This is a genomic window from Shewanella sp. SW1 (assembly GCF_025653545.1).
In the GTDB taxonomy this organism is placed as follows: domain Bacteria; phylum Pseudomonadota; class Gammaproteobacteria; order Enterobacterales; family Shewanellaceae; genus Shewanella; species Shewanella oncorhynchi.
In genome coordinates this window covers 23,940-50,080 of the sequence record NZ_JAKKSG010000006.1, presented here as the reverse complement: position 1 = coordinate 50,080, position 26,141 = coordinate 23,940, and the positions used below count along the sequence as shown (strand labels likewise).

At 45.8% G+C, this 26,141-nt stretch carries 21 protein-coding genes; 10 read left to right on the top strand and 11 right to left on the bottom strand.

Going from position 1 to position 26,141, the window contains the following annotated elements; all coding sequences use genetic code 11:
• The first annotated feature begins 137 nt into the window (after window positions 1-137).
• From L5M71_RS06955 to trmY, 3 genes are all read left to right on the top strand, one after another.
• Window positions 138-866 (top strand): response regulator, encoded by a 729-nt coding sequence (locus tag L5M71_RS06955; RefSeq protein WP_263207878.1) that lies wholly within the window; start codon window positions 138-140, stop codon window positions 864-866.
• Entirely contained in the window at window positions 863-1,930 is a 1,068-nt protein-coding gene (locus tag L5M71_RS06950) for an ATP-binding protein (protein WP_263207876.1), read from the top strand. The genes L5M71_RS06955 and L5M71_RS06950 overlap by 4 nt, the downstream gene beginning before the upstream one ends.
• 677 nt (window positions 1,931-2,607) lie before the next feature.
• Window positions 2,608-3,204: a tRNA (pseudouridine(54)-N(1))-methyltransferase TrmY gene (gene trmY / locus L5M71_RS06945; protein WP_028759682.1), complete on the top strand. Its 597-nt coding sequence runs from the start codon at window positions 2,608-2,610 to the stop codon at window positions 3,202-3,204.
• Between the two features lie 82 nt (window positions 3,205-3,286).
• Here the strand turns inward: trmY and L5M71_RS06940 are convergent, their stop codons facing one another.
• The gene (locus L5M71_RS06940) at window positions 3,287-4,153 is read right to left on the bottom strand and encodes a LysR family transcriptional regulator (RefSeq protein WP_219235218.1); all 867 of its coding nucleotides are present in this window, start codon (window positions 4,151-4,153) and stop codon (window positions 3,287-3,289) included.
• 117 nt (window positions 4,154-4,270) lie between these two features.
• Between L5M71_RS06940 and L5M71_RS06935 the strand changes: the two genes are divergently transcribed.
• Window positions 4,271-5,377: an NADH:flavin oxidoreductase/NADH oxidase gene (locus tag L5M71_RS06935; protein ID WP_263148935.1), complete on the top strand. Its 1,107-nt coding sequence runs from the start codon at window positions 4,271-4,273 to the stop codon at window positions 5,375-5,377.
• 280 nt (window positions 5,378-5,657) lie between these two features.
• Here L5M71_RS06935 and L5M71_RS06930 read toward each other — a convergent pair whose 3' ends face one another.
• Both L5M71_RS06930 and L5M71_RS06925 read right to left on the bottom strand, forming a co-directional pair.
• A complete protein-coding gene (locus L5M71_RS06930) occupies window positions 5,658-7,445 on the bottom strand; it encodes a DUF3413 domain-containing protein (RefSeq protein WP_263169807.1) in 1,788 nt (595 codons plus the stop codon).
• A gap of 66 nt (window positions 7,446-7,511) precedes the next feature.
• Window positions 7,512-7,730 carry a YejL family protein gene (locus tag L5M71_RS06925; RefSeq protein WP_011847036.1) on the bottom strand — a complete coding sequence of 73 codons (219 nt, stop codon included), beginning with the start codon at window positions 7,728-7,730 and terminating at the stop codon, window positions 7,512-7,514.
• Between the two features lie 77 nt (window positions 7,731-7,807).
• Between L5M71_RS06925 and yejK the strand changes: the two genes are divergently transcribed.
• Window positions 7,808-8,836 (top strand): nucleoid-associated protein YejK, encoded by a 1,029-nt coding sequence (yejK, locus tag L5M71_RS06920; protein ID WP_263138485.1) that lies wholly within the window; start codon window positions 7,808-7,810, stop codon window positions 8,834-8,836.
• Between the two features lie 156 nt (window positions 8,837-8,992).
• Here the strand turns inward: yejK and L5M71_RS06915 are convergent, their stop codons facing one another.
• A complete protein-coding gene (locus L5M71_RS06915; RefSeq protein ID WP_263207874.1) occupies window positions 8,993-9,991 on the bottom strand; it encodes a cytochrome-c peroxidase in 999 nt (332 codons plus the stop codon).
• 469 nt (window positions 9,992-10,460) lie between these two features.
• Here L5M71_RS06915 and L5M71_RS06910 point away from each other — a divergent pair, with 469 nt between their 5' ends.
• Window positions 10,461-11,333 (top strand): 6-carboxytetrahydropterin synthase, encoded by an 873-nt coding sequence (locus tag L5M71_RS06910; protein WP_028759687.1) that lies wholly within the window; start codon window positions 10,461-10,463, stop codon window positions 11,331-11,333.
• Window positions 11,334-11,712: 379 nt separating this feature from the next.
• A complete protein-coding gene (locus L5M71_RS06905; protein ID WP_173497902.1) occupies window positions 11,713-12,570 on the top strand; it encodes a M23 family metallopeptidase in 858 nt (285 codons plus the stop codon).
• Between the two features lie 154 nt (window positions 12,571-12,724).
• Here the strand turns inward: L5M71_RS06905 and L5M71_RS06900 are convergent, their stop codons facing one another.
• The 3 genes from L5M71_RS06900 to L5M71_RS06890 all read right to left on the bottom strand — a co-directional run bounded on the left by L5M71_RS06900 (window position 12,725) and on the right by L5M71_RS06890 (window position 14,648).
• A complete protein-coding gene (locus L5M71_RS06900; protein WP_263207872.1) occupies window positions 12,725-12,985 on the bottom strand; it encodes a DUF5062 family protein in 261 nt (86 codons plus the stop codon).
• A gap of 292 nt (window positions 12,986-13,277) precedes the next feature.
• Entirely contained in the window at window positions 13,278-13,961 is a 684-nt protein-coding gene (locus tag L5M71_RS06895) for a VOC family protein (RefSeq protein WP_263207870.1), read from the bottom strand.
• 174 nt (window positions 13,962-14,135) lie between these two features.
• Complete coding sequence (locus tag L5M71_RS06890) at window positions 14,136-14,648, bottom strand: murein L,D-transpeptidase family protein (RefSeq protein ID WP_028759690.1); 513 nt, start codon at window positions 14,646-14,648, stop codon at window positions 14,136-14,138.
• 172 nt (window positions 14,649-14,820) lie between these two features.
• Between L5M71_RS06890 and L5M71_RS06885 the strand changes: the two genes are divergently transcribed.
• Both L5M71_RS06885 and L5M71_RS06880 read left to right on the top strand, forming a co-directional pair.
• Window positions 14,821-15,678, top strand: coding sequence for an ion transporter (locus L5M71_RS06885; RefSeq protein WP_263207866.1), 858 nt, complete (start codon window positions 14,821-14,823; stop codon window positions 15,676-15,678).
• 45 nt (window positions 15,679-15,723) lie between these two features.
• Entirely contained in the window at window positions 15,724-17,262 is a 1,539-nt protein-coding gene (locus L5M71_RS06880; RefSeq protein WP_263207864.1) for an MATE family efflux transporter, read from the top strand.
• Between the two features lie 244 nt (window positions 17,263-17,506).
• On the opposite strand, the gene L5M71_RS06875 is transcribed toward L5M71_RS06880, so the two are convergent.
• On the bottom strand, window positions 17,507-17,704 hold the full coding sequence (locus L5M71_RS06875; RefSeq protein ID WP_028759693.1) for a DUF2986 domain-containing protein: 198 nt from the start codon (window positions 17,702-17,704) through the stop codon (window positions 17,507-17,509).
• Between the two features lie 338 nt (window positions 17,705-18,042).
• Between L5M71_RS06875 and yqfB the strand changes: the two genes are divergently transcribed.
• Window positions 18,043-18,360, top strand: coding sequence for a N(4)-acetylcytidine aminohydrolase (yqfB, locus tag L5M71_RS06870; RefSeq protein ID WP_113940516.1), 318 nt, complete (start codon window positions 18,043-18,045; stop codon window positions 18,358-18,360).
• Between the two features lie 125 nt (window positions 18,361-18,485).
• On the opposite strand, the gene L5M71_RS06865 is transcribed toward yqfB, so the two are convergent.
• Genes L5M71_RS06865 through L5M71_RS06855 form a run of 3 tightly spaced genes read right to left on the bottom strand, consistent with a single transcriptional unit; the run spans window position 18,486 to window position 25,858 of the window.
• Window positions 18,486-21,533 carry an efflux RND transporter permease subunit gene (locus L5M71_RS06865; protein ID WP_263207862.1) on the bottom strand — a complete coding sequence of 1,016 codons (3,048 nt, stop codon included), beginning with the start codon at window positions 21,531-21,533 and terminating at the stop codon, window positions 18,486-18,488.
• Entirely contained in the window at window positions 21,530-24,781 is a 3,252-nt protein-coding gene (locus L5M71_RS06860) for an efflux RND transporter permease subunit (protein ID WP_263207860.1), read from the bottom strand. The genes L5M71_RS06865 and L5M71_RS06860 overlap by 4 nt, the downstream gene beginning before the upstream one ends.
• A gap of 12 nt (window positions 24,782-24,793) precedes the next feature.
• A complete protein-coding gene (locus tag L5M71_RS06855; protein ID WP_263138499.1) occupies window positions 24,794-25,858 on the bottom strand; it encodes an efflux RND transporter periplasmic adaptor subunit in 1,065 nt (354 codons plus the stop codon).
• Window positions 25,859-26,141 lie beyond the last annotated feature (283 nt).

Here is a 26,141-nt window from a genome sequence, read left to right as displayed (position 1 = left end):
TCACTAATGGCGTTTTATCAAACGCTAGAGAACTAATGCTGAATTATGACGAGTCACTATTGCGAATTATTCGAGACATTGTGGAGAATGTATGGAGGGGATGATAAAGTTCAGCCATTTTAACGTTGGGGCAATCCATGGCTAATCTCAATGCGTCCGTAAGTTCTATGACTTCGGCACTGGTGTTAATTGCAGAGGATGAAGCAGAGATTGCCGATATCCTTATCGCTTATTTGCAGCGCAGTGGGCTGCGAACTCAACATGCTATCGATGGTATCCAAGCGCTAGCTATGCACCAAGCATTTAAGCCCGATCTATTACTGCTCGATGTACAGATGCCGAATCTCGATGGCTGGAATGTACTGAATGAAATTCGCTCCCGTGGTGACACGCCGGTGATCATGCTCACCGCGCTTGATCAGGATATCGATAAATTAATGGGGTTACGCCTCGGTGCTGACGACTACGTGGTTAAACCATTCAATCCCGCCGAAGTGGTGGCTAGGGTGCAGGCGGTACTGCGACGCGCCCGCACTAACACGCCTATAAATACCCAAATGTTGCGCGTCGGCCAGTTCCAAATCGACTTAGACAGCCACGAGGCTAGCGTAATCTGTAACGGTCAGCAGCAGGCACTGGATCTGACCTTGACCGAGTTCAAACTGCTCGCCTGCCTGATGCGTACACCGAAACGTGCTTTTAGCCGTGAGGAGCTGTTAATTAATTGCTTGCCTGAGGGCGATACTCAGGAACGCACTGTAGACAGCCATATCAGTAAGCTGCGTAAAAAGCTTGAAGCCCTCAATATTCAAGGCGTGCCGCTCAGTGTCTGGGGGGTTGGCTATCGCTTTGGTGGTGAAGTATGAGGCAAACACCGGGTTTGCGCAGGCAAATTATCCAGTCCCTAGCGGTAATGACTTTAGGCATCATTTTCCTGTCAGTGTTTGGCTCCTATGTATTCTATGCCATTGCGGTGGCCTACCTGCCAGGCAGTATATCTGAAACCTGGATGCCTTCTCAGATGGAGATGCTATGGATAGTTTGCACTATCATAGCCGCGTTGGGGATAGCGTTATTTGTTGCCATTCGCCTGTCACGGCGCATTCTTACACCACTGAACTCTGTGGCATATAGCCTACGCGAAGTCGCCCAAGGCAAGCTCAACGCGCGTGCGCGAATGGACCAACATGCGATGGGGGAGACGGCGCAATTGGTGAGTGACTTTAATGCTATGGCCGAGCGCCTAGAGTATATGACTCGCGAGCGGGAGTTTTGGAACGCGGCAATCGCTCACGAACTCCGTACCCCAGTCACCATTCTGCGTGGTCGGTTGCAGGGCTTAGCGGAAGGTGTTTTTAGCCCCAGCAGTGAGCTCTTCGAGGGACTGTTACGGCAGGTTGAAGGCCTCAATCACCTTATCGAAGATTTACGAGTGCTGAGCCTCAATGACAGTGGTCATCTAGAATTACAGCGGGATGAGGTCTGTTTAGCAGAGGAGTTAAGTGCAGTGATTGAGACTTTCGCTGTGGTCTTAGACGCTAAGGGACTCATACTGCAGCAGGAACTCGATACAAGACTTAAAGTTTACTGTGATGCTATACGAATATGTCAGGCGCTGATGGCGCTGCTGGAAAATGCGCGCCAGCATGCTGATCCTGGCACTTTGACTGTAAGACTTTACAGCGTGGGAGCAAGTTGTTATCTAACCGTAGAAGATGAAGGCCCTGGTATTCCTGATGAAGCAGCAAGCTACATATTCGAGGCATTTCGCCGAGTTGATCCGTCTCGCTCTCGAAAAAGTGGTGGCAGTGGGCTCGGCCTCGCAGTGGTTAAAACAATTGCTGAAGCTCACGGCGGCCACGTGGTCTGCCAGCCATCGGGCCATGGAGGAACAATATTCGTTCTGTCTTGGCCTGTTAAGGCCTGTTAAGGCTCCCCTTAACTACATCCTGATACTGGAATTATCTATATGAACGGTGACGTGCTTAGTGATTCCTGCACGTATGGTCACCACGCTAGAGTACATTGCTGAATCGGGAAAATGCAGGGATTGTAGGTATTCCCTAGATCCCTTTGGTTGTTATCCGATATTGATTACAACTAATGGGATGTTATTTTGTTTGAATACGCTTAATTTGTTGTACTTGTAGCCTTGATATCGCATTTGCGTGTAAGTGTACATAAATTGTTGAGGTAATTAAAACGTGCAAAATTACATTATTTATGTTTAAATTTAGCAAGTTATGATTAAACGGTTCACTGTTATAGAGTGTCAGGGGGTGGAGGTTAGAATCCTCTCATACCGACCAAATTAGATGCTTAAGTTTAGTTTGTTTTAATCATTAAAATAACCAGCAGTTAAGTTAAACAAAACCCCGTGTTAGCATTGCTATACGGGTTTTGTTTTTTATACCTTTTCGCTGCTGATATGACTAACGCTGCTTGCGACTAAGGTTCAAGTTCGAGTGATTAGGCTGGCTTTGGCACAGCAAAAGGCAAAAGGCAAAAGGCAAAAGGCAAAAATTTTCAAGGCGAAATCGTCAATTTCACAAATTATATGCATCCGCCATTTAGCATTTAAGACATTATTGAGTAGGACATTTACCTATGCGCGCTTTTGTTTTACGAGCAAGATCAGCACCTACTGACAGTCAGTTGTTTTTGGCTTCTGTCGGCCAAGAGGCGCATACCGAGATTTTAGCTCATACCCTGATGAACACTATCTTTGTGGCTCAGTCCCATCGAAACGATGTTGTCGTTTATTTGGTGCTAGAAAGTACCCATGATTTTTCCCGCACTATTTGCTTCGATACTCGAAATATTTGCCATATTGGTGGTTTTCACGAGCAAGCTTTGCTTACTAAAATTGCCAAAGCCTTAGATATTTCTCGGGGCATGACGAAGGAGCAAACCCGTGTTGTTGACGAGGGCATCAGTGTTAGCACTATCAGTTTTGAAAAGCTGGTACAGGACCTCGCGGTGGATTATCAATTGTTTATGATGGATAAGAAGGGTACATCAATCCGTGAGCAAGAATTTGTGGGTAATCCGTGCTTTTTACTGACCGATCATATTCCTATGCCGAAGAAAAGTTTTAATACCTTGAAACGACTCGGCGCGCAGAAGATTAGCCTAGGGCCTAAGATGTTGTTTGCTTCTCAGTGCGTGGTATTGATCCATAATGAATTGGATATTAATCAATAGCCTCTGAGTCTTATGTATCCGTTGCTAACGCTGACTATTCCTGTGGTAACATGTGTGTCGAGCCCCATTTTTTAATGGGGTTTTATATTTTCCCCTTTAAAAATGTAATCGCTTTTTGGGCTCTGCGTGACAAGGGCCATTCCGCGCGGTGGATAAGCCAAATGGTGTCTACAACTTGGCTGCCACATTCCACAACATAGATATCTTCTTGTCGTTCAAAGGCTTTGCGGGCGTATTGCGGGATAACCGTAAATCCTAGCCCTTTTGCTACAGGTTCGAGAATGAGGCTGATTTGGTTGGTAAATCCCTTGCAGGGGATCTCTTGAATGCCGGGGTGAGTTGGATATTTACGGCTAAGCAGCCGAGTCGCCATAGCCTCACCATCGGGATGGGAGATAAACCCTAGCCGTTGTAAATCAGTCCATTCATGTTGTTTATGGCTCGCCGGTACCACAAGTTCAAGTGGCTCTTCGGTAAAATGTGTGCTGTGAATACGAGGATCGGAAGGTTTTAAGGTGACCATGCCGATTTCATGTTCATTGGCCAACACTGAGGCCACTATCTCACTGTCAGGTGCAAAACGGTGGCGAATGCTTAACGCCGGAAAGGCTTGTTGTAATTCGATTAATAGCGGAAAGAGCGTTAAACCAATGCTACCTGGAGTGATAAGGCTAATATCACCGACATTGGCATCATCATGGATCAGTTTTTGCTGTAAGCGCTTTTGCGCACATTCAACTTCTTTGACGTAGGTCAGCAGGTTTTCCCCAATGGGAGTGATTTCAAGCTGGCGGGTGCGTCGTAAAAACAGTGTGCCGTAGGTTTCTTCTAAGCGACTGATATGCTGACTCACGGCCGCTTGGGTGATACCTATGGCTTCGGCGGTGCGGGTGAAATTCCCTTTCTCGACTAGCACGCTAAAGGTGTGTAACCACTGTGGATTTATCATAAGTAAAATTTATCAAATCTATAATCTGTATGTGCTTTTAATTATGGCACGATAAGACTAGTCTGTCGTCATTCAGTATTCAAATACCTTTTGATCTTAATAGACACAGGAAACACCATGGCCGATCTATTTTCATCCTTTAAACTTAAAGACATTACTCTCAAAAATCGTATTGCCGTTGCGCCCATGTGCCAATATCAAGCCACTGATGGACTTATCAACGACTGGCATCAGGTGCATTACACTAGCCTTGCCCGTGGCGGTGCCGGTCTTGTTGTGGTTGAAGCCACTGCAGTTTCTCCTGAAGGACGTATTACCCCCAAATGCCTTGGGTTATGGAATGACGAACAAGCACAAGGCTTAGCAAAAGTGGCTAGTGCGATTAAAAATGCGGGTGCTGTTGCAGGCATTCAGATTGGTCATGCAGGCCGTAAAGCGAGTGCCAATATCCCGTGGGAAGGGGATGACCATATTGCCGATGATGATGCGCGAGGTTGGCAACCGATTGCACCATCAGCCGTCGCCTTTGGGGCAAATTTACCTAAAGTGCCTACCGCTATGACAATTGAAGATATTGAGCGGGTTAAAGCCGACTTTGTGGCTGCGGCAAAGCGTGCTTTAGCGGCAGGATTTGAATGGTTAGAACTGCATTTCGCCCACGGTTATTTAGCCCAAAGCTTCTTTTCAACCTATGCTAATCAACGCACCGACCAATACGGTGGCAGTGCGGAAGGACGCGGACGCTTTTTGTTAGAAACCATTGCCGCGGTAAGAGACGTTTGGCCATCGCATTTACCCTTAACGGCGCGATTTGGTGTGATTGAATTCGACCATAAAGATGAAGAAACACTGACGGAATCGATAGCCTTGGTGAAGCAATTTAAGCAAGCGGGGCTCGATATGCTGAACGTCAGCATTTGCTTCTCGACCCCAACGGCAAATATTCCATGGAGTCCTGCATTTTTGGCGCCTATTGCAGCGCGGGTTCGTCAAGAAGTGGGGTTCCCCGTTGCGACTTCTTGGGGTATGGATGATCCACATCAAGCCAATGCGGCCATTGAAGATGAACAAATGGATTTAGTGATGATAGGTAAAGCGTTTTTAGCGAATCCACATTGGCCATATCAAGCGGCGCAAACCTTGAAAATTGCGCGCCCATCTTGGGTATTACCCGCTTCCTACGCCCATTGGTTAGCACGCTACTCTACGGTTAAAGCCGATTGATTGTAGAGTGACTTGAGTTGATTCAAGCCTAAGCCTTAAAAAGCCGTTATCTAAAGATAGTGGCTTTTGGCTTTAGTGGCAGGTAAGGTCCATCATAAGAGACTAGCTACAAGAGACTAGCTACAAGAGACTAGCTTAGCTACAAGAGACTCGCCACGCAGCTCTTCAACCCAAGCAGTTAAATCCAAGCTTCGTGCATTTCGTATTCACCCAGTCGCCAGAGAATAAAAAAAGCCCTAATCCTGCGGGAATGGGGCTGCTTTAACTAAGATGATGAAGCTCAGTGGTTATAGAAACGTCGACCTTCACGCATCACTTCAATCAATTCAGGCGCGCTCATTTTTTTATTGAGCCTATGTTCATAGTTTTCATCGTAAATACGATATTTACCGTGGCGGTCAATCACTGTTACTTCTGCTTCTTGATAGATAGCAAAAATACGGCTATCACCTATATAGATCCACGTTTCTTTGTCAGGTTGTAATAGGCTGCGGCCAGCGCTGTAATCTGTCGTGTTATTGGTGCAACCTAGCACGTGGGTCATTAAAGTCGGCGCAATGCCGTAATGGCTGGTGCGGTATTTGACCTTAGAAGCGCCAGTATTCGGCCAGTGGATCACTAATGGCACTTTGACACTCTGTGGTGACAGGTTGCGATTAGCTTCATCACTATTGCTGGTGAACATTTTGCCATTGACCCCAGTGATAATCACTAAGGTGTCGTTGGGCACATTGGCCAGTATTGCCTTGAGTTGTTGATCGACAAAATACAGAGATTGGCGATATTGATTAAACAGTACTTTTTGCGCTGGCATCAGGTCGGTATTGGCTTTCACTGTTTCGATACCCAGAAAACCCACGGGAGTATCAAAATTTTCTGGCGCTTTTAAGTTAACGAGCGCCAACCAAGGTTTATGTTGGATGCTGTGCCACTCGTTAAAACTGGCCACTGTGTGCAAATCGGCATCGGCACTGCCATTGGTTTCTTTGGCTATGACAGGATTAAAGTCATTAAACATCGCCTGTGATGAACGCAAATTGAGATTGGTTTCAGGGAGGAAAAGCCCCAATTCATAGCCTGCTTGTTGAAAGCTTCTGGTCAGTAAAGGACTGGTGCTATTAAAAATTCGCGCATCGCCATAACTGCCTTGCAGGCCATAGAGTAGCGAAAACATGCCCGTTCTAAATTGGTTGCCGCCGCTGAAATGCTGGGTAAAAGATTGATTATTTTCAGTGTATTGGTGTAGGAATGGCATGCTTTTGCCATCGACCATATCCGCCCGTAAACTGTCGATGGTAATCATCAACACGTTGATTTTCGTATCGGCCTGGCAGGTGAGTGGCTGCTCTGGATAACTGAGTACACTGGTGTTGTGATTGACGTCATCGCCTTGGTATGAACCATCGATACCGTGACTTTCCATAAAGGAGCGAGCAGTCGCGGGATAAGATAAAGGATAAGTATCGTCGAAACGGGTAATTTCTGTGATATCGGCGGCATCTGCCCAAATGTGGATCAAGTGGCTGCTGATAAAACATACACACACTAGGGTGATAACTTTATTGCCTAAATTGAGTTTTTGGATCTTCTCTATGCGTTTCCACAAAAAATTGGCCATGGTCAGTTCAATGGCGATGATGGCCAGTGGTGTGACGATATAAGAAGTACCACGGAGCAGGGCATTGAGATCCGCCCAAGCTAAATCGAAGGCAAAGGGGCTCAAGTGCATGCCGTAATCGGCGTAAACAATGGTATCGTACAATAAGATACAAAGACTTAGGGTCGCGATCACCGCCGCGACACCTCTTAATATCTTTGAATAGGGCAATATCAAGGTTAGTGGAAATAGGCAGATCAAATAGACGATAAAGGCGAGAAAGCTAAACTGACCAATAGTGCTGACGCTCAGATAAAACCAGCCATACCAAGTTTCTGGATAACCTACGCTGCCAAGGTATCGGCTGCCGACTATCATGGCTAATAAGCCATTGAAGAAGGCGAACCAATGTCCCCAGTTGATGAGCCGGGAAACCCGATCGCGGCTCATTTGCTTTTTTCGCTCGACCATAGTGATCCGCTTATTCCTAAAAGGCCTTGTATCTTATATTCTTTTGATGATTATTACCCAGTTAACTTACTGGGATTTAACCGATTGTGCGAGTGCTTTTGCAAATTGTTCGGCCACGGCTTGGCGCGATTCGCTGGGCACTTTACGTTCTAGCAGGTTAGTCACGCAGTTACCCAATGCCATCAGGCTCAGGTCAGTCGGTGCTTTATGCTTTTCTAACACAGCCAATATTTCGGCGATTAATGATTCAACTTGGGTGTTTGAGTATTTCGATTGGATTGCCATAATCAAAAAATGTTTCACTTTGGAATGGATTAGCGGCATATAATAGCGGATTTATCCCAGTATCACTATCAGGGCTTATGAGTATTAACATCGAACACGCAATTATTCACGAGATTTCTCAGGACAGTCAGGGGCAATTACGCTGCCGTTTGCGTCCTCAACCTCTGCTGAACGGTCAGGCGGTCGAGGTGATGCTCGACGAGTTGCATCAGACATATACGGGAAAGGCCGGTAAAGGTTTTGGCTATTTTGGTATCCATGGTGACGACGGTGAGGCGAACCCCGCCTTTGCCAATGCGCTAACTCAATACCGTGGTGGCGAGCTAGGGTTTGTGGAGTTTTCCGGTCAAGCCAGTAAATTACTGCAAGAAGAATTGTCGAAATACGATTTCAGCCAAGGCGGTTTCCTGTTGATGTCTTGCTACACCAGCATCACCAGCGATTATTTGTTTGTGGCTTTATTAAGTGCTAAGTCGTCAATGACAGTATTAGACGATATGGAACTGTCGCAAAATAACCATTTGGATTTAAATAACATCCAACTCGCGGCACGTATCGATTTAACGGAGTGGCAAGCCGATAAGGATTCTCGCAAGTATATCTCCTTTATCCGTGGCCGTGCGGGACGTAAAGTCGCTGACTTTTTCCTCGACTTTATGGGTTGCGTAGAAGGCGTCAATACTAAGGCGCAAAACAAAACCTTAATGAATGCGGTTGAAGATTTTGTTGCCAGCAGTGAGTTGACGAAAGACGAGCGTCAGCAGTGCCGCAATAAAGTGTTTGAATACTGTAGTGAGCGTTTCGATGAAGGTGCTGACATTGAGATTAAAGACTTGGCCGATGAGTTAGCCGATCAAGGCATGGACTCCTTCTATGATTTTGCCCGTGGCGGCAGTTATGATCTTGATGAAGAGTTTCCGGCCGACAAATCAACCCTGCGCCAATTGAAGAAGTTTTCTGGTACGGGTGGCGGCGTAACGTTAAGTTTTGATGGCGGCCACTTAGGTCAACGGGTGATTTACGATCCCATCTCGGACACGATTTTAATCAAAGGTGTGCCAGCAAACTTAAAAGATCAGCTTGATCGTCGTCTTAAAGGCGAATAGCACTTAATTAATCTATCGTTTTTAAGCGAAAGAATAACCAAAGGCCGAGAGTTTTTACTCTCGGCCTTTTTGCTAACTAAGTCGCGCTGACTTAGTGTCTATGCTAAGTGAGTACAGCTAAGTGAGTACTTCTTAGTCAGTGACTCGTCGCCTATGTTAATTATTGGAGCTAAATGGCACTGGACGTGGCGTATCTTTATTCGATGGTGGCAAAATAGGTAGCGTGATTTGCGGCTGATCGCCCGTTAAGGACTCAAGGAAGGCGACCATTTCTTTCACTTCTTGGTCAGAGAGTTTTTGCCCTAATTGAATGTCTGCCATGGTATTCACCGCTTCTTCCAAGGTCCAGACGCTGCCATCATGGAAGTAGGGGTAGGTGAGTTCAATATTACGTAGTGTCGGCACTTTAAACACATATTTATCAGCTTCTTTACCTGTGACGCCCTTACGACCTTCTGCTGGGTTATTGGTGTGGAACGGTTTGATGAGTCCCATTTTCATATACATGGTTCCACCGACAGCGGGGCCGTTATGGCAACTCATGCAACCTTTATCCTTGAAGAGTTGGTAACCCGCTTTGGCATTCGCGCTGATGGCATCTTGCTTGCCCAGAAGATATTGATCGAAGGGGCTATTAGGGGTAACTAAGGTTTTTTCAAAGGTGGCAATCGCATCGGTTAAACGGTCAATTGTGACTTTTTCATCGCCATAGACCTTGGCGAAGTGCGATCGGTAGGCGGGCATAGAGGCGATAGTTTCAGTTGCGAGTTCATGGGTAAAGCCCATCTCTTTCGGGTTGGCGATAGGGCCCGCGGCTTGTTCTTTTAAATCACTGGCACGACCATCCCAAAATTGAGCCAGCATAAAGTCGGCATTAAGCACTGTGGGCGAGTTAATTGGGCCTTCCTGCCAATGGTGACCAATGGACGTTGGCAGTGCATCGACACCACCAGTGGATAAATTATGGCAAGAGTTACAAGAGATAAAGCCAGATTTAGACAGTCTGGGTTCGAAGAACAGCATTTTACCTAATTCAACTTTTTCAGGCTCAGTGATCTTGGCTGCTGTAATGACTTCGATGGGTTCTGCACTGATAGCATGGGTACTTGCTAACATACCTGCGATGAAGATTGCGATAGATGTAAGTTTGGTCATCTTATTTCTCCCTATATAACCTTGGTTTTTGTATGGTTTAACAGGGATGCTAGCGGTTAATAATGCTGAGTGATAATGCTTTGTTTCGATTGGGTCTATCGTTGTTGCGGATTAAGCTTTTGCGATCTAATTCGCTGTTTTTACGTTGTTATTTTGCTAGGTTGAGTGGTATTTCTGTTAAGGCTTTATCTGTTAATCGACAAGGTCGATGCATTGTTGCTTTCTGCCTATCGGTACCTGATGGTTGCAATGAGTTGCATTGCTGGATTTTCGACTACCTGATACAAACATCTGATACAAAATATTAGGCCGAGTGGATTCATTTGTCGCGACAACAGACGGAATTGATTAGAATCTCTGTTCATGTTGAGTTAACTCGTGTTGAGTGCCTCAAGTTAGCATGCTCGGCCATCGCCAAGCGGTGCTATAAAATTACATAGGCGGACTGTTTTTCTGCCGAGGAGCGTTAATGCAATTGTTTGTCAAAGATTTAACTGTGATCGATTTTTCCTATTTGTGCCCAAAGCGCGGCATGGTGGGGGAGAGTTGGATTGTTGATGTTCTGCTAGAGGGCGGATTAGACGAGCAAAACATGGTACTCGATTTTGCTAAAGTCAAACGTACGATCAAGCAAACCATAGATGCGGTGGCCGATCATCGTTTATTAGTGCCTACGGCCTGCAGCAGTGTGCGATGGCAACAGCAGGGCGATAGAGTATGGATGGATTTTGATAGTCAGTTAGGTGAAATTCATTTGGCCTGTCCTTCACAAGCCTTTGCCTTAGTGCCGACCGAAGAGATTGATATTCCCAGTGTGAATGCCTTTTTACAGAAAGCATTGCGCGAAGCTTTACCTAAGAATGTCGAAGGGATCACGCTCACCTTGAGACACGAAATCCTCGATACGCCTTATTACCATTACAGCCATGGTTTACGTAAACACGATGGTAATTGTCAGCGTATCGCCCATGGGCATCGTAGTCCTATTCATGTTTATGAAAATGGCAGCCCAGCACCAAAGTGGGATGAGTATTGGGCCAAACGTTGGCACGATATTTATTTAGGCAGTGAAGAGGACTTGGTTTCAGTTAAGACCCTTAATCTTTCGCCGCAAACGCGGATAACCGATGACAGCCACTATGGCTTTCATTACCAAGCCCCCCAAGGGGATTTCCAATTGGCAATGCCAAAGGAATGCTGTGATTTAATTCCCCACGACACGACGGTTGAGTTGTTAGCCGATTATATTGCCACGACATTAGTCGCTAAAGTGCCAGGAAGTCAGTTTAAAGTGGTGGCGTTTGAAGGTGTTGGCAAGGGCGCGATTGTCGTTAAGGGATAGGCACTACGAGCTGATATAAGTGAATGGACTTAAACTATTCACCTTTTAATCACGGATTTAATAGGCCTCGGTAGATTATCGGGGCTTTTTTGTTTGTTTTTATCATAGGCTGAACTGAGATTACGACAGGGATGTGGGTTTGCAGAATCGATTTTTATGGTGCGTTAGGTTAACGTGGCATTGATTGAATTCGGCTGCGTTTTGTGTCGCGATGAATGTATTGAGTGGGTCTTGATCCCTATTGCCCATCGATAAGGATTTTTTGAAGATGTTGGAAACTAGGATATTGGAAACTAAGATGCTGGAAAATAATAAGATGTTGGGAAATAAAGTATCGCAATTTTTATCTCACGGTGGAGCCCCCCTAAGTTCAAATCCAATGCGCTGCTTATCGGCATTATTCACTTTGGGCCTAGTGCTCATTGCGCCTCAGGTACAAGCTGAGGTGAGTTTACAGGGTAAGTTAGAGCAAGGCGCATTAATGCGGGGTCAAGCGCCAGCGGGCACTCAGATTAGCTTAAATGGTGAAGCCATCAAGGTCACGCCAGACGGCCATTTTGCCTTTGGTTTTGATCGCGACGGTGAACTGAGCCAGCAGCTAACCTTGGTTTATCCCGATGGTTTGACTGAGGTTAAGCCTTTAACCTTAACCAAGCGAGAGTACGATATTCAAAGTGTAAAGGGCATTAGCTCGAAGATTATGAAGCCCGATCCTGTCGCGCAGGAAAGAGCGGCGAAAGACACGGCGCAAGTAAAAGCGGCGCGGGCAACATTTAGTGAGCAAACTGCATTTTTACAGGCGTTTATTTGGCCTCTGACGGGGCGTATTTCAGGCGTTTACGGTAGCCAGCGTATTTATAACGATGTACCCGGTAATCCACACTTTGGGGTGGATGTGGCGGCGAAAACCGGCACTATAGTGGTCGCCCCCGCCGATGGTGTTATTAGTCTTTCTGTGCCTGACATGTTTTATTCGGGCGGGACTATGGTGATCGACCATGGTTATGGCGTGAGTTCGAGTTTTTTGCACTTGAGTAAGCTGTACGTCAACGCGGGTGAAGCGGTTAAGCAAGGCCAAGCTGTTGCAGAGGTGGGCGCAACAGGCCGTGCAAATGGCCCACACTTAGATTGGCGAGTGAACTGGTATCAAATGCGCCTCGACCCTACAACCATAGTGCCGCCAATGGCAACAGTGCTAGCGAATGAGAAAGCCAACAAAGCGGCCAAAAAGGGCTAGGTTCGATATTCAACTCTGGCTCACTTAAATGGCGCAATAATGCGCCATTTAATGGTGATCCTTATCGTGAACACATAGTGAGTTGGCTTCTTTCTAGGCTAGCTTCAAATGTCCGCTTGCCAATAATCATTTTTAACCGAGTCGCCTAAAAAGATTACTTCAACAGTGGATGATCAGCAGGCAGTTGGCGGGTGATCCATAAAATCAGTTTATGTTTCATGTTTGGCCCATCTTCTTTATCTTTGGCCAGTGGCTGAATCAAGTTGTCAGTGACCAATAAACGGTAAATACATTCCACTTTGTCTTTGGCTGAGATGCCTTTGTCGAAGTCTGCATATCCGCGTTTTTTGGCATAGCCCACGCCGATTTCCATGGCGAACTTCAATATTTGTGCTTCGTTCTTGTGTGGCTTCATTGGCGATCCTCTGTTTGCACATAGCATCCATCTACTGGACACGATAATTTGTGCCTGATGGTATCTGCGAGTTATATGTCCTAAGTTACGCTAAATATGCTGTTTTTTAGATTTAATTTTGGCGATTTTTGACAAAACCACAAAAAAACTGACCTAAAAATAACGAGAATATTGAATCTGATTAAATTGTCATCAACTCAGATGTTAACTCAGGTACTGTCGTAGGTTTTAGCTAAGGCAAGTGCAGATGAAAATCTAAGCTCAGTTTTATCTGCTTGAGTTTAAGTCTGACTTAACATTCAGATACTTGTTCGCTCGCGATGACCGCTTTTATGCCATGGGGATGCACTTTAATGCACACATTGCCGCGTTTAAAGGCGATAGTTGGATTGGCTAAACGTTCTTTATCGCCTTTGGGCGAGCTCATCTTGACCTTAATCTCAGCAAGGGATGGCAAGTCTGGTAATCTTGACTGCTCTGATTCAGCTGTCTGCTCAGATTGCGGCAATGGACTCAGTCCTAGGTTGAGTAAAGAGCGGAGTGTTGGACATAAGACCAGTAAATCTTGGCTCAAGGTATCGCAATCTTTGGCTTTAGAATCAATAACTAACTCTATGTGCTCCCAGCCTTCCTGTGGATAAACTTTATCACTAGGATAGGGAAGCTCGACGCAGGCAATGCTAAATTGACCGAGTGTGAGTGGCGTGTCTAGCTCGATGATCAGAATCGTACGGCCATTGATGATGTTGTCTGAAATGATTTTACCTATGCGGCTAAAGGCGTCTTTCAGTGCATTGGCACTGGCGATAGAGTTAACGCGTAATGCCACGTGATCGCAAAACAGTGCTTTATCTGTTAAATCTAAGGTCTTAAGGAAAGCGACAATTTGTGCTTCAAAGGCTGGCCAGTATTGGATTAATTGCTCATAGCTGAGGTTTGCACTGTGCGGCGCAACAGGCTCGTTGAATTTAGGCATAAATACTCCAAGGCATTTCTATTGGCGTTAGTTTTATCCCTTAAGTAAATGACTGAGACTATTACAACTAACATCATGCTTTTAATGGTTAAATAAAAACGCCCATTAAGCTGGGCGTGTTTGATATCGTTCAATGATCTATTTGGCATTTTGCCATTAGGAAGCGGGCTAAGATTAAGGCCAAATCTCAATCGGCGTTCCTTCATCGACCACTTTCCACACTTCATCCATTTCGGCGTTGGTAATCGCGATACAGCCGTCAGTCCAGTTGTATTGCTGGGCTTGTTCTGGCGGCAGTGACGACTTAGGGTTTTGGCCGTGGATCATGATCATGCCTCCGGGTCTAATGCCTAAGGCTTTGGCTCTGAGTTTATCCTCTTCATTAGGATAGGAAATATGGATCGATTTATAATAAGCACTATCTGGCTTTTTGTAATCTAGGGTATAACGCCCCTGTGGTGTGCGTTGATCGCCTTCCTTTAATTTGTGTCCAGCGGGTAGGTCACCCATGGCGATGCGATATTGTTTGAGCACTTTGCCATCGCGCAATAAAGCCATACTGGATTCGGATTTAGTGATCACCACCAGATCCACTTTACCCATGCCAGAGGCATGTAATTCGGGTGAAACGAGAGCCGCGATAGTCACAGTGAGAGATGTCAATGTGGAAAGTAGGGTGGCGCGCATGAAGTCCTCGAAAATAAACACAGGTTGTTGGCTTTTTTCGGCATCATACCGCAATTTTATCCTACTGTGAGTAGATAATTTTGAGCTAGGTGCAATTGCATGGCAGACTCGTGGCATATTTATGCTGTAATCCCTGTGTTAGTCAGTTTGTTGCAAGGAAGTAAAAGCTTTTATGTCTGAGAATATCGAATCCGAAAGTCCGTTAAAACGTCAATTACGTACCATTATTTTTGGCACTGATACTCCCGCTGGCCGCTATTTTGATATCGCCCTCATGGTGTGTATTGTGTTGAGTGTCGGCTTAGTGTTCCTCGACACAGTAGAGATATTCCATCGCGAATACGGCCAGCTTATTTCTGTGTTGGAATGGGTATTTACCATTATTTTTACGATTGAATATGGCCTACGTTTGTACTGCGCGACTCATCCTGTGTTATATGCTCGCAGCTTTTATGGTTTAGTGGATTTGTTATCGGTATTGCCAAGTTATCTGGCGTTGCTGATCCCTGGTGCTAACTTTACCTTAGTTATCCGGATACTTAGGCTGTTTAGGATTTTCCGCGTACTCAAATTACTGCGTTATTTGAGTGAAGGAAATGTTCTACTTAGGGCGATGATGCAGTCGAGTCGTAAGGTTTTTTTGTTTTTCTTCTCGGTCAGTTTGATCGTTATGGTACTGAGTTCAGTAATGTATGTGGTTGAAGGGCCTGATAATGGTTTCAGTTCAATCCCTAAATCTGTGTACTGGACAATTGTGACTATTACTACAGTCGGTTACGGCGACATTACCCCGAAAACCGGATTAGGTCAGGCGATTGCGGCTTTTACTATGCTGATTGGTTACTCGATTATTGCAATCCCAACGGGGATTTTAACCGCCGAGATATCCCAAGAAGTAGGGCGCCATCGAGATTTACGCTCGTGCAATCAATGCCATAAGACAGGTCATGATATTGATGCCATGTATTGTAGTCGTTGTGGATGTGAGTTATATAGCCTAGATGTGCCCGTCGATAAAGGCGTTTCATGATGACTTCGGCGAACACTTTTTATTTTTTGTAGGTAAAAGACACGTATGACGCAAGCCAAGTTTGTTGAAGGCCCCATATTACGCCATATCTTAGTGATGAGTTCGACCGCCGCGGTAGGTATTTCTGCCTTATTTGTCGTGGATTTACTGGATATCTTTTTCCTGAGCCTATTGGGAGAGCATGAACTCGCCGCGGCTGTGGGCTATGCGGGGAGTATTTCGTTTTTTACCACATCGATTGGAATTGGTTTATCGATTGCACTAGGCGCTTTAGTGTCTCGCTCGATTGGCGCAAAAGATGTGGTGTTGGCAAAGCGCTTATTACTCAATAGCGCGGTTGTGACGACACTGATTAGTGTGCTGGTGGCAGCGGTGGTCACCACCTTCATTCCTGAGCTAGTTGCCTTAGTAGGCGCGAGTGGTCATACGGCAGAACTTGCTGCGAGCTATTTGTATATTCTCGTGCCTTCCTTGCCTTTTATCTGTCTTGCAATGGCGCTCGGCGGGGCTTTGCGCGCCGTGGGTGATGCAAAGTTATCTATGATGTCGACCTTAGCGGGGGGCGGCGTTAATGCTGTACTCGATCCGATTTTTATCTTCATGTTCGCCATGGGGATTGAAGGTGCTGCATTGGCATCCGTTTTAGCGCGGGTGGCGGTATTTGTGATTGCCGCTCGCGGTGTGGTGGTTAAGCATAAGTTGTTAGGCCATTTTGATAAGGCACATTTTGTCGCCGATCTTAAGCCCATCTTTGCCATTGCAGGCCCTGCGATGTTAACCAATGTGGCAACTCCCATCGGAAATGCCTTTGTGACCCGAGCGATCGCCGATTTCGGTGACGCTTATGTGGCAGGTTGGGCAGTATTAGGGCGTTTAATCCCTGTGGCCTTTGGGATGATCTTTGCACTCTCTGGCGCGATTGGACCTATTGTTGGGCAAAACTTTGGCGCAGGTCAGTTTGACCGAGTACGTGAGAGTTTAACGCGGGCGATTCAGTTTTGTACTGTGTATGTGCTGGTAATGTCTTTGCTGCTGTTTATGCTTAAGTCACATTTGGTCAGTGTGTTTGATATGAAGGGCGACAGCGCTGATCTTATTCACTTTTTCTGCAGTTATATCGCAGTATTCTTTATCTTTTCGGGGATTTTATTCGTGGCGAATGCGTCCTTTAATAACCTTGGCAAGGCCAAATATTCCACACTGTTTAACGTAGGTAAAGCCACTTTAGGCACTGTGCCCTTTGTGTATTTTGGTGCACTTTGGGGCGGGGTTTACGGTGTATTGATTGGGCAAATTTTAGGGTCTATTTTGTTTGGCACATTAGGTGTATGGGTTGCCTATCGTTTAGTGGATAAAGTGGCGGCGCAGGCACAGTTTTCAGCTGCGCCTAATCTTGATGCTGCGAATGCTATCCCCCGCAATGTCGTACTGAGTGAGGAAGAGGAAATCGCTAATTGTGTTGCACAGAACTTACCTAGTGCGACCAATCCGCTTTCATCCTCTTGCGTGCAGATGGCGCAATTAACGGAGGAGCAAGAGAATGAGCCCGTATTGCCCTTAGACGAGGGTAAAAAGCCTAATTGACGTTATGTGGCTTAGCTGCGCCGTGTAGAAGCTGTGGGCAAGAACGCAGATAAAGATGAGATCATTAATAATGAGGAGCAGTCAGAAAGCTGCTAATGATAGGTATGCTGAAAAACAAAATGCCACAAGATTGCTTGTGGCATTTTGTTTGAAACGGCGTTTGCACTTCATTTAGTTAAGCTAACAATGCCAAAATACGCCGCTAAAAAACTATTCTGCTGAGCTTCTTATTCTTCGGTACTGCTTATTCTTCAATACTTGGCGTGTCTTGTTGGCCTTCGACTTGTTCAGTCGCGGCTTCTGATGCCGCCATTTTTGCGCGATCAGCCTTAGAGATGTAACCTGATTTTGCAGGTGAGCCGATAGTCACTGGGTCGACTTTATTCAGTCTGGCCTTAGCGCGTTTAGCTATTTTCTTGATGATCTTTTGTTTCTTGTTCATGACGTCTCTAATTTCGTTTCGCACCCGCTACGCGCAGGAATATGAGGCCAAGGGCTCAATTGAGGCGGGATTCTAACTCAATCTGAGCGAACTGACCATGTTTTGCTGAATTTTGTCGAAAACAACGGCTACTCTTTGGGAACTAGTTTTGCTAAATGGCGTTAGCATAACAATTTGACTTAAACGGCGCTGTTAGTATTTCACACGACAAATGCTGCAAATTCTGCGGTGTATGCTGTCAGTGTGGATCAAAAGCCATTATATTGCCTAGCATTATGAGTTTGAAAAATTGACTCTACTGTTATTTTATTGCTCATATCCTGAGCCGAGGAAGATGTGTGTTATTAACTAAAATCACTTTTTTTGAGCGCTTTGAGCACGATATATTAAGTGGCACTAAAACCATTACATTGCGTGATGAAACGGAATCCCATGTGATTGCAGGTCAAACGCTTCCCGTTTCAACCTTCGAAACCGACCGCTGGTTTTGTGATATCCATATTATTGATGTCGTGCCAGTGACCTTAACTGAGCTCTCAGACATTCATGCTAAGCAAGAGAATATGACGTTGCCGCAGCTACGTGATGTGATTGCAGAAATTTATCCCGGTCTTGAGCAATTGTTTATGATCCAGTTTAGGGTTTTACCGCAGTAAAAGTATAGAGCGTAATTTTGTAAAACAAAAAAGGCCGCACAGCAGCCTTTTTATTACAAATTCAATGGCATATTAAGTTGTCGAAGATTGCTGAACTGTTCAAGAACATCAGCTATCCAAGACAACTAAACCGTCCAAGGTAACAGTTTTTTGGCAAAGTGATCGGCTTGGCCTAAGCGAATCGCTGCGCGGTGACGCATCCGATAAAATGCTTGATAGCACAGGGGGACTAAGTACAAACTAGTCACTGTCGAGAACGATAAGCCACCGATAATGGCGATTGCCATGGGGTAATATGGCGGGCCGCCGCCACCGATTTGGGTATCACCCATTGCCAGTGGGACTAATCCCAGTACTGTTGTACCTACTGTCATTAACACTGGCCGCAAACGGGTGATACATACCTCCCGAATGGTGTCAGACAATTTGTCGAGATCCGGTGTCATCTGATTGATTTGATCCACCAGAACGATACCGTTGTTCACCACTATCCCCATTAAAATCAAGATACCTATCATTGCCATCACAGAAATAGGGGTGCCTGTGATAAACAGCGCCCAGAATACACCTGTGATGGAAAATAGGATCGAGGTAATAATCGCCGTTGGTAATAGTAGAGATTCAAACAACGCCGCCATAACAATATAAATCATCGCGACAGCCAAGAGCATATTAGTCACCATCACGTTCTGATCTTCATCTTGGCGCTCGAAGCCACCACGGAGTGAATAGTCGTAACCATCGGGGAAACGGATATTTTCCATCACTTGCTTGATCTTAGTTTGCGCCTCTTCTGTGGTGAGGTTTTCTAAGTTAGCCCCAATCGACAGCGAGGTTTGGCGATTGAAGTGTTTGATAGTATCGAAGCGGGGTTGGATCTCAATCTTCGCCAGATTATCTAAGGTGTACACTCTTTGGTCGAGGCGTACTATGGGTAACTGTTTGAGTTTCTCAAGTGACTTTTGCCATTCTTTCTCGTAGGCCATTTCGATGCGCAGCTCGCCATTAGGATCGTGGCGGAAGGATCGCAGCGGTGAACCGCGCAGTGCCATGGAGATACTTGAGGCAATTTCATTGAGTTTTAAATCTAACCGCGCCGCCATTTGTCTATCAATGCGGATAATCACTTCTTGCTGAGTGCCATTAAGCTCGGAGCGAACATCTTGCAATCCTTTGATATTTTGCAACAAAGGAATAACTTGCTCGCTCAAGTTAATCAGCTCAGAGGTTGAACGTCCTGTCAGTGTGACTCGCACGCCAGAGTTGTCATTGCCCCAGCCAAATTGCGGTTTGGCGATGGAATACTTAGGGAAGCCGCTACGGATTTTCTTTTTTAACTCATCCACTGATATAGGCAAATCTTTCTTTAGGAGGATCACCGATGAGCCATCGTCAGAGGCATAATAGCTGTAGACAGAATCAATATGGAATTCCTCTTTATTGTTATAAAGATACTCTTCCATTTGGTTGATCATTGCCTCAGTAACATTGAGATTATGTCGACCTTCTACTTGGTAGTTAATGTAGATTCGTTCATTGCTCTCGCTGTCTTCTTGATCCTGTTTAACCATAGATAGCGGCAGGGCGGTGGATGCGAGGATCGCTACAGCAATCACGCCTGAACGCCAAGGTCTGAGCAATACCCAATCTAAGGTATTATTGTAAAAACGTTGTAATTTACCCGCATCCTTTTCGGGGGCGATGTCGAAGTGGAACTTAGTCAACATCAAAGGGATTAAGGTTTTTGCGACCAATAGCGACGCGGCGAGTGAGATACAAATCGCAATAGCAACATGCTCTAGAAAAATAGTGATCTCGACTTTTACGCCAAAAATATTAGGTAAAAATACAATGGCGGTTGTCATTGTGCCTGCCAATACCGCCAGAGACACTTTATCGACCCCCGTCATGACTGACTCTTCATTGTCTTTAGGGTGTTTACCTTGTTTTTCCTGCAGTACGCTCTCAGTGACAACCACAGCGTTATCAATCAACATACCGACGGCGAGCAGGAGCCCCATCATAGACAGAATATTCAAGCTGTAACCGAGTAGATACATAGCGGCGAGCGTCATACCAATTGAAATAGGTACGGATGACACAACCACTAAAGTCATTTTCAAATTACGCAGGAATAAGTACAGCACGACAAAGGACAGCAGTGCACCGATTAACCCTGAAAGCAGCAAATCCATTAGTGAAGATTTTACTCCAGAGGCTTGATCTTCCATGATAAATAGGCGAATACCTTGGAACTGTTGGTCTTGCTTAGCAAGTTCAATCACCTTCATGACACGGTCTGACACTTCGACTAAGTTAGCGCCAGATTCCTTAAACACATCCAAACCCACGGCATAGTGCTTATCTAAATGTCGACCTTCGATACGTTCAGGTAGGGCAAATTGCACATCGGCGATATCGCCTAAGGTCAATCCGGGGATCAGTACTAGTGCTTTGATATCTTCAAGGTTTCTAAACTCACCCTTAGGTGAAACTTGGTAAACGATATTACTGGCCCTGAGTGTACCTGCGCTCAGCACAAAGTTCTCTCTGCCGAGACGTTGTTGCAAATCTGTGGTTGAAAATCTACTGGCGGCAAGGCGGTCGGCATTGATGCGTACCTCAATTTGCTTTTGCTCAACGCCGTACAGGCTGACCTTAGAGACACCTTCAACACGTTCAAGCGGACGCTTGAGCTGTTTATCGAGTAGATCGAATGCACCTGAAAGCTCACGATCACTTGAGATGCGTATGGTGAGCACAGGCATGTCGGCGGTGGAGAATTGGCGGATAAAGACCCGCTCCACATCCTTGGGCAGTAAATGCCGCACTGCATCGATTTTTTCCCGCGCTTCTAAGCTCTTAGTGGCAACGTTTTCCCCCCACTTCATGTTGATTTCGATTTCGGAGCCTTCTTGGGAGGATTCTGATTCAAGCTCATCAATCCCCCCCATAGTAGCGAGGGATTCCTCCAGCACTTTGGTAATATCGCGCTCCACTTCAGCAGGGGTCGAGCCTTTGTAAGGCACTTCCACCACTATCTGTGGGATATCAATACCGGGGAACATTTCCAGCGGTAATAGGCGACTCGAGGCGAGACCAAACAGCAAGATAGCAAAGAAGAACATGCTGGTGGTTACGGGGCGCTTAATGGCTAAACGGGTGAGGTTCATGGGCGAGCCTCCTCTACGTTTACATGTGAGCCTGTTGCTGGGTATTCTTTACGGTCGAACAGGGCATAGAGCACTGGGAGCACAATTAAGGTCAGTAGTGTTGATAAACTCAGACCAAAGATCACCGTAATCGCCATCGGTGCGCGCACCTCTGAGCCATCACCTAGACCTAGCGCCATCGGCAATAAGCCTAAGGTCGTGGTGAGGGTTGTCATCATAATCGGGCGTAGGCGCGATTTAGCTGCATCGCGAATGGCATCAAGTTTTTGAGCACCTTCGCTACGCAGTTGATTGATCCGATCCACAAGCACAATCGCGTTGTTCACGACGATCCCCGCCAACATGATAAGGCCAATAAATACCACCACACTCAAGTGAGTTTGGGTGATATAAAGCCCAAGTACACTGCCACCTAATGCCATAGGTACGGCAAAAAGGATAAGCAAGGGGTGCAGTAGTGATTCAAACTGACTCGCCATGACTAAATACACTAAGAAAATCGCTAAGATAAGGGCAATTTTGAGTGATTGGAATGAGTGCTCCATTTCCTCATTTTGACCACCAAAACGGGCCTGAACCGATGCGGGTAACACTTGTTGCGATAGTATCTGCTGCGCCTGTGCAACCGCATCGCTTAAATCACCATAGGCGAGGTTAGCTGATACGAGAGCCACACGTTGTTGGCTGATGCGGTTAATCGCAGATGGGCCTAATTGCAATGAAACTTCTGCAACTGCGCTTAATGCAATAGGCTGACTGCTATTCGGATTGATGATTAAGGCATCGATATCGCTGATTTGATCCCGCTCCGCGAGTTCACTTCGCACCAGAATATCAATCTTACGGTCACGCACTGTGTATTGACTGGCAACAGTACCGCCAACACGTTGGGCAATACGGTTTGCAACCGTTGGTGCATCCATTCCTAGAGCCGCTAACCTTGCATGATCGAAACGGATACTTAGCTCAGGTTGACCATCACGTAGACTGGTATTCACGTCGGCAAAACGCTCCGATGCGGATAATGCTTTGACGAGACTATCTGCGCTGCGTTTGAGTAAGTTTAAATCGTAACCTGTGAGCTCAATCTCCAGTGGCGTTTTAAAGCTGAATAACTCAGGTTGCTCAATTTTCGCTTCAAGTTCAGGAATACGGCGCGCAGTATCACGTAATACTTGAGTGACTACGTTATAGGCACTGTGGTCGTTAAGCACCACTTGCAAGCGGCCCCAGTTTTCACCCCCGCGGGCAGTATCCGAAGTCATCAAACCGCCGCTACCTGCTTGGCTATAAGCATGTTTAACTTCAGCTCTGTCTTTAATGGACAGTGCAAGTTGCTGTAATATCTTGTCGGTTTCGCTCACTGCCGTACCCGGCGGTAGCAAGATCTCCACATAAAACTCACCCTGATTCATTGGCGGAATAAGCTCCATACCAAGTCGCGGTAACAAGCTAATACAAGCGCCTGTTATTGCAATCGTGAGTAACAGCGTTGCTTTTTGTTGGCGCAGCGCCGAGGCCAGAAGTTTGTAATAAACCTTCTCAATACTGTGGTAGACAAAGTTAAATACTGAGCTTAACGGGCGCATCACTAGACCAATAAGCCATGAGAAGAAGCGGCCTAAAATCAACACTAAGGTCAGTAGTGCACTAGGTAAGTAACTAACAATTAATAGAATAGGAAAGGAAAACACAGTCGCGCTATAGTGTTTAAGCTTACCCATTTTAGTGGTGGGTTTATCCTTAGGTGTCGTTTTTATCAGCGCGGGTAAGGTTTTAAAGCCTTCACGTGATGCCAGCATTGGAATGGATGTTAACGCGACTAATAGCGATGCTAACAGCGCAAAAGTGACCGTTAGCGCTTGATCTGAGAAGAGGGCGCCGGCAATCCCATCCACGAATACTAGCGGCACAAACACCGCAAGAGTGGTGAGTGTTGAGGCAAAAATTGCGCCTGCCACTTCTTTAGTCCCCGTCACTGCAGCTTCTAATTTACTCATGCCTTCGCTACGGCAGCGGTCTATGTTCTCTAATACCACAATGGCGTTATCGACCAAGAGACCGATGGCAAGGGCAATACCACCTAATGACATGATGTTTAAGCTGATATCGGCAAAATACATCATGTTAAAGGTGGCGATGACTGAGAAGGGAATCGAGATAGAAATAATCAGTGTCGGGATGATATTACGCAAGAACAGGTAAATCACTAGCATAGATAACAAGCTGCCCATCAGCGCAGAAGAGGTGACTTCGCTGACCGCACTTTCGATAAACTCAGACTGATCGTAAATCACTTCGAGCTTATTTTGCTTAGGATCTTGATTGATTTTGACGAGTTCATCGCGCAGTTTTTTGGCGACAGCGACAGTATTTGCATCACCTTCTTTATAAATGGCCAGTTCAATCGATTCTTGACTGCCGATGCGGGTGATGTCACTACGCTCCTTGTAGGCATCTGTGATGGTAGCAACTTCGAATAAACGGACTAAAGCTTGCTCATCGCGATAGACGATCACTTGGCCGAGTTCATCTAATGAGTTGAATTGGTTTAGCGTTCGTACTAAGTATTCGCGATCACCTTGGATCACTTTACCCGCAGAGAGGTTGATGTTTTCCTCATTAATACGACGTTTAATATCATCGGCATTAAGATTGAGCTGCGACAGTTTTTCTTGATTGAGCTGAATATGCACTTCTTGCTCTAGGCCGCCAGATAAACGCACGGCGGCGACCCCAGATAGCGCCTCTAAACGACGCTTAAGCTCTTCCTCTGCATAGGTGCGCATTTGTTTGAGATCGGCTTCAGAGGCATTGGGCACAGACAGCGCAAGACGCATAATGGGGTCGAGATTGGGGTTAAAACGCAGCAATAAGGGCTTTTTAACATCGAGCGGCAGAGCGATAGTGTCGAGTTTTTCACGTACATCTAAACTCGCCATATCCATTGTTGTGCCCCATTCAAACTCAAGCACCACATCTGACATGCCGGAGCGCGAAATAGAACTGATTTTACGTAAGCCTTTGACCACGCCAACGGCTTCTTCAATTGGTTTAGAGACGAGCTGTTCGACTTCAACTGGCGCCGCGCCGTCATACATGGTGCGAATGGTTAATGTGGGATAGCTTAAATCTGGCAGTAACTTCACCGCTAGGCGGGAAAATCCCACCATACCGAATAAAATCACCGCCAGCATGAACATCCATACCGTGACTGGCCGTTTAACGGAAGTGCTGATAATTGACATGAAAGGCTCCTATCAGTTCTTAGCGGAAGCAAGATCGAGTGGGGTGATCACTTCGACTAAGGATTGGTCTTTCAAGTTTTGCTGGCCACGGGTAACGACTTGCTCACCGGGGTTAATACCTGTAATCACTTCTACCGAATCACCTTCACGGTAGCCAATTTCGACTTCACGACGGTTCGCATTGGTACCATCAATAACATAAAGCGCTTGTTTGTTGTCTTGGTTAATCAAGGCACTGTAGGGAACAGTAATCACGTTCTCGTGGGTATCGTATTTGAGCTCAACCCGGGTAAACATGCCAGCCTTAAGGCGCGCCTCTTGATTCGGCACAGCAAGTGTCACCTTAAAGGTGCCACTTTGTGGGTCCACAATCGGGCTTATGCGCAACACTTTGGCGTGGATAGCATTCTTGCTATGTTGATTACTAAACACTTGTGCTTCTTGGCCGAGTTTTAAGCTGGCAAGCTGTTGCTCTGGGAGATGAACAATACCGTGGAGTTCATCTTGGTTGACTATATAAAACAAATCGCCAAATTCCTTCGCCATGTTGCCTGCTTTCACATAACGTTTAGCGACGACGCCGCTAATAGGGGACAGTACGCGGCTTTCTTTTACTTGCAGTTCGGCGAGATCTTTCTTAGCGATAGCGGCTTGCAAGTTATATTCAAGTTTGGCCATTGAATCTGCGCTGATAAATTCTCTGTTGCTCATTTTCTTCAGACGATTCAATTCCTGCTCGATGATTTTGACTTCGGCTTCTGAGCGGTCTAAATCATATTGCTGCCTCTTGGCATCAATAACAGCCAGCACTTGGCCCTTTTGAACGCGGTCACCTTCTTCAACAGCGAGAGATTCAATGAGCCCTGATATACGACTCACTACATTGGCTTCCTGTGGCGCTTCTAAGGTGGCAGTTGTACTGTAAAAAGATGAAACGTTTCCTTGCATCACTGTGGTGGTTTCGACGGGAATGGCATATTTTTCTTCTTTTTTGACCACTTCTTCCTCACCGCAGGCTGCTAGCATCGAAATCATTAGCAGTGGCAGGGCGAATTGAGCAATTTTTGACTTTTCCATAAGAATGTTACCTATTGTCTTTATTGTGATGTCAGTTGATAGCAGAAACCATGCCAATGTTTAAATTTGTTTAATTTCAGTCTATTAGTCGTATTTTGGGCTGAGTGTGATTTGTGATTCTTACCAAATGTAGCCAAAAGGTTTAAAAAGTGATGAGAATAACTAAACGCGGTTAATTAAGATTACACAAGTGCGCAATTGCAACAATGTATTTTGTCAGGAGAGGTAAGTTTAAAAGAGGATTATTTGAAATGAAAAAAGCGCCCTTAGGCGCTTTTTAATG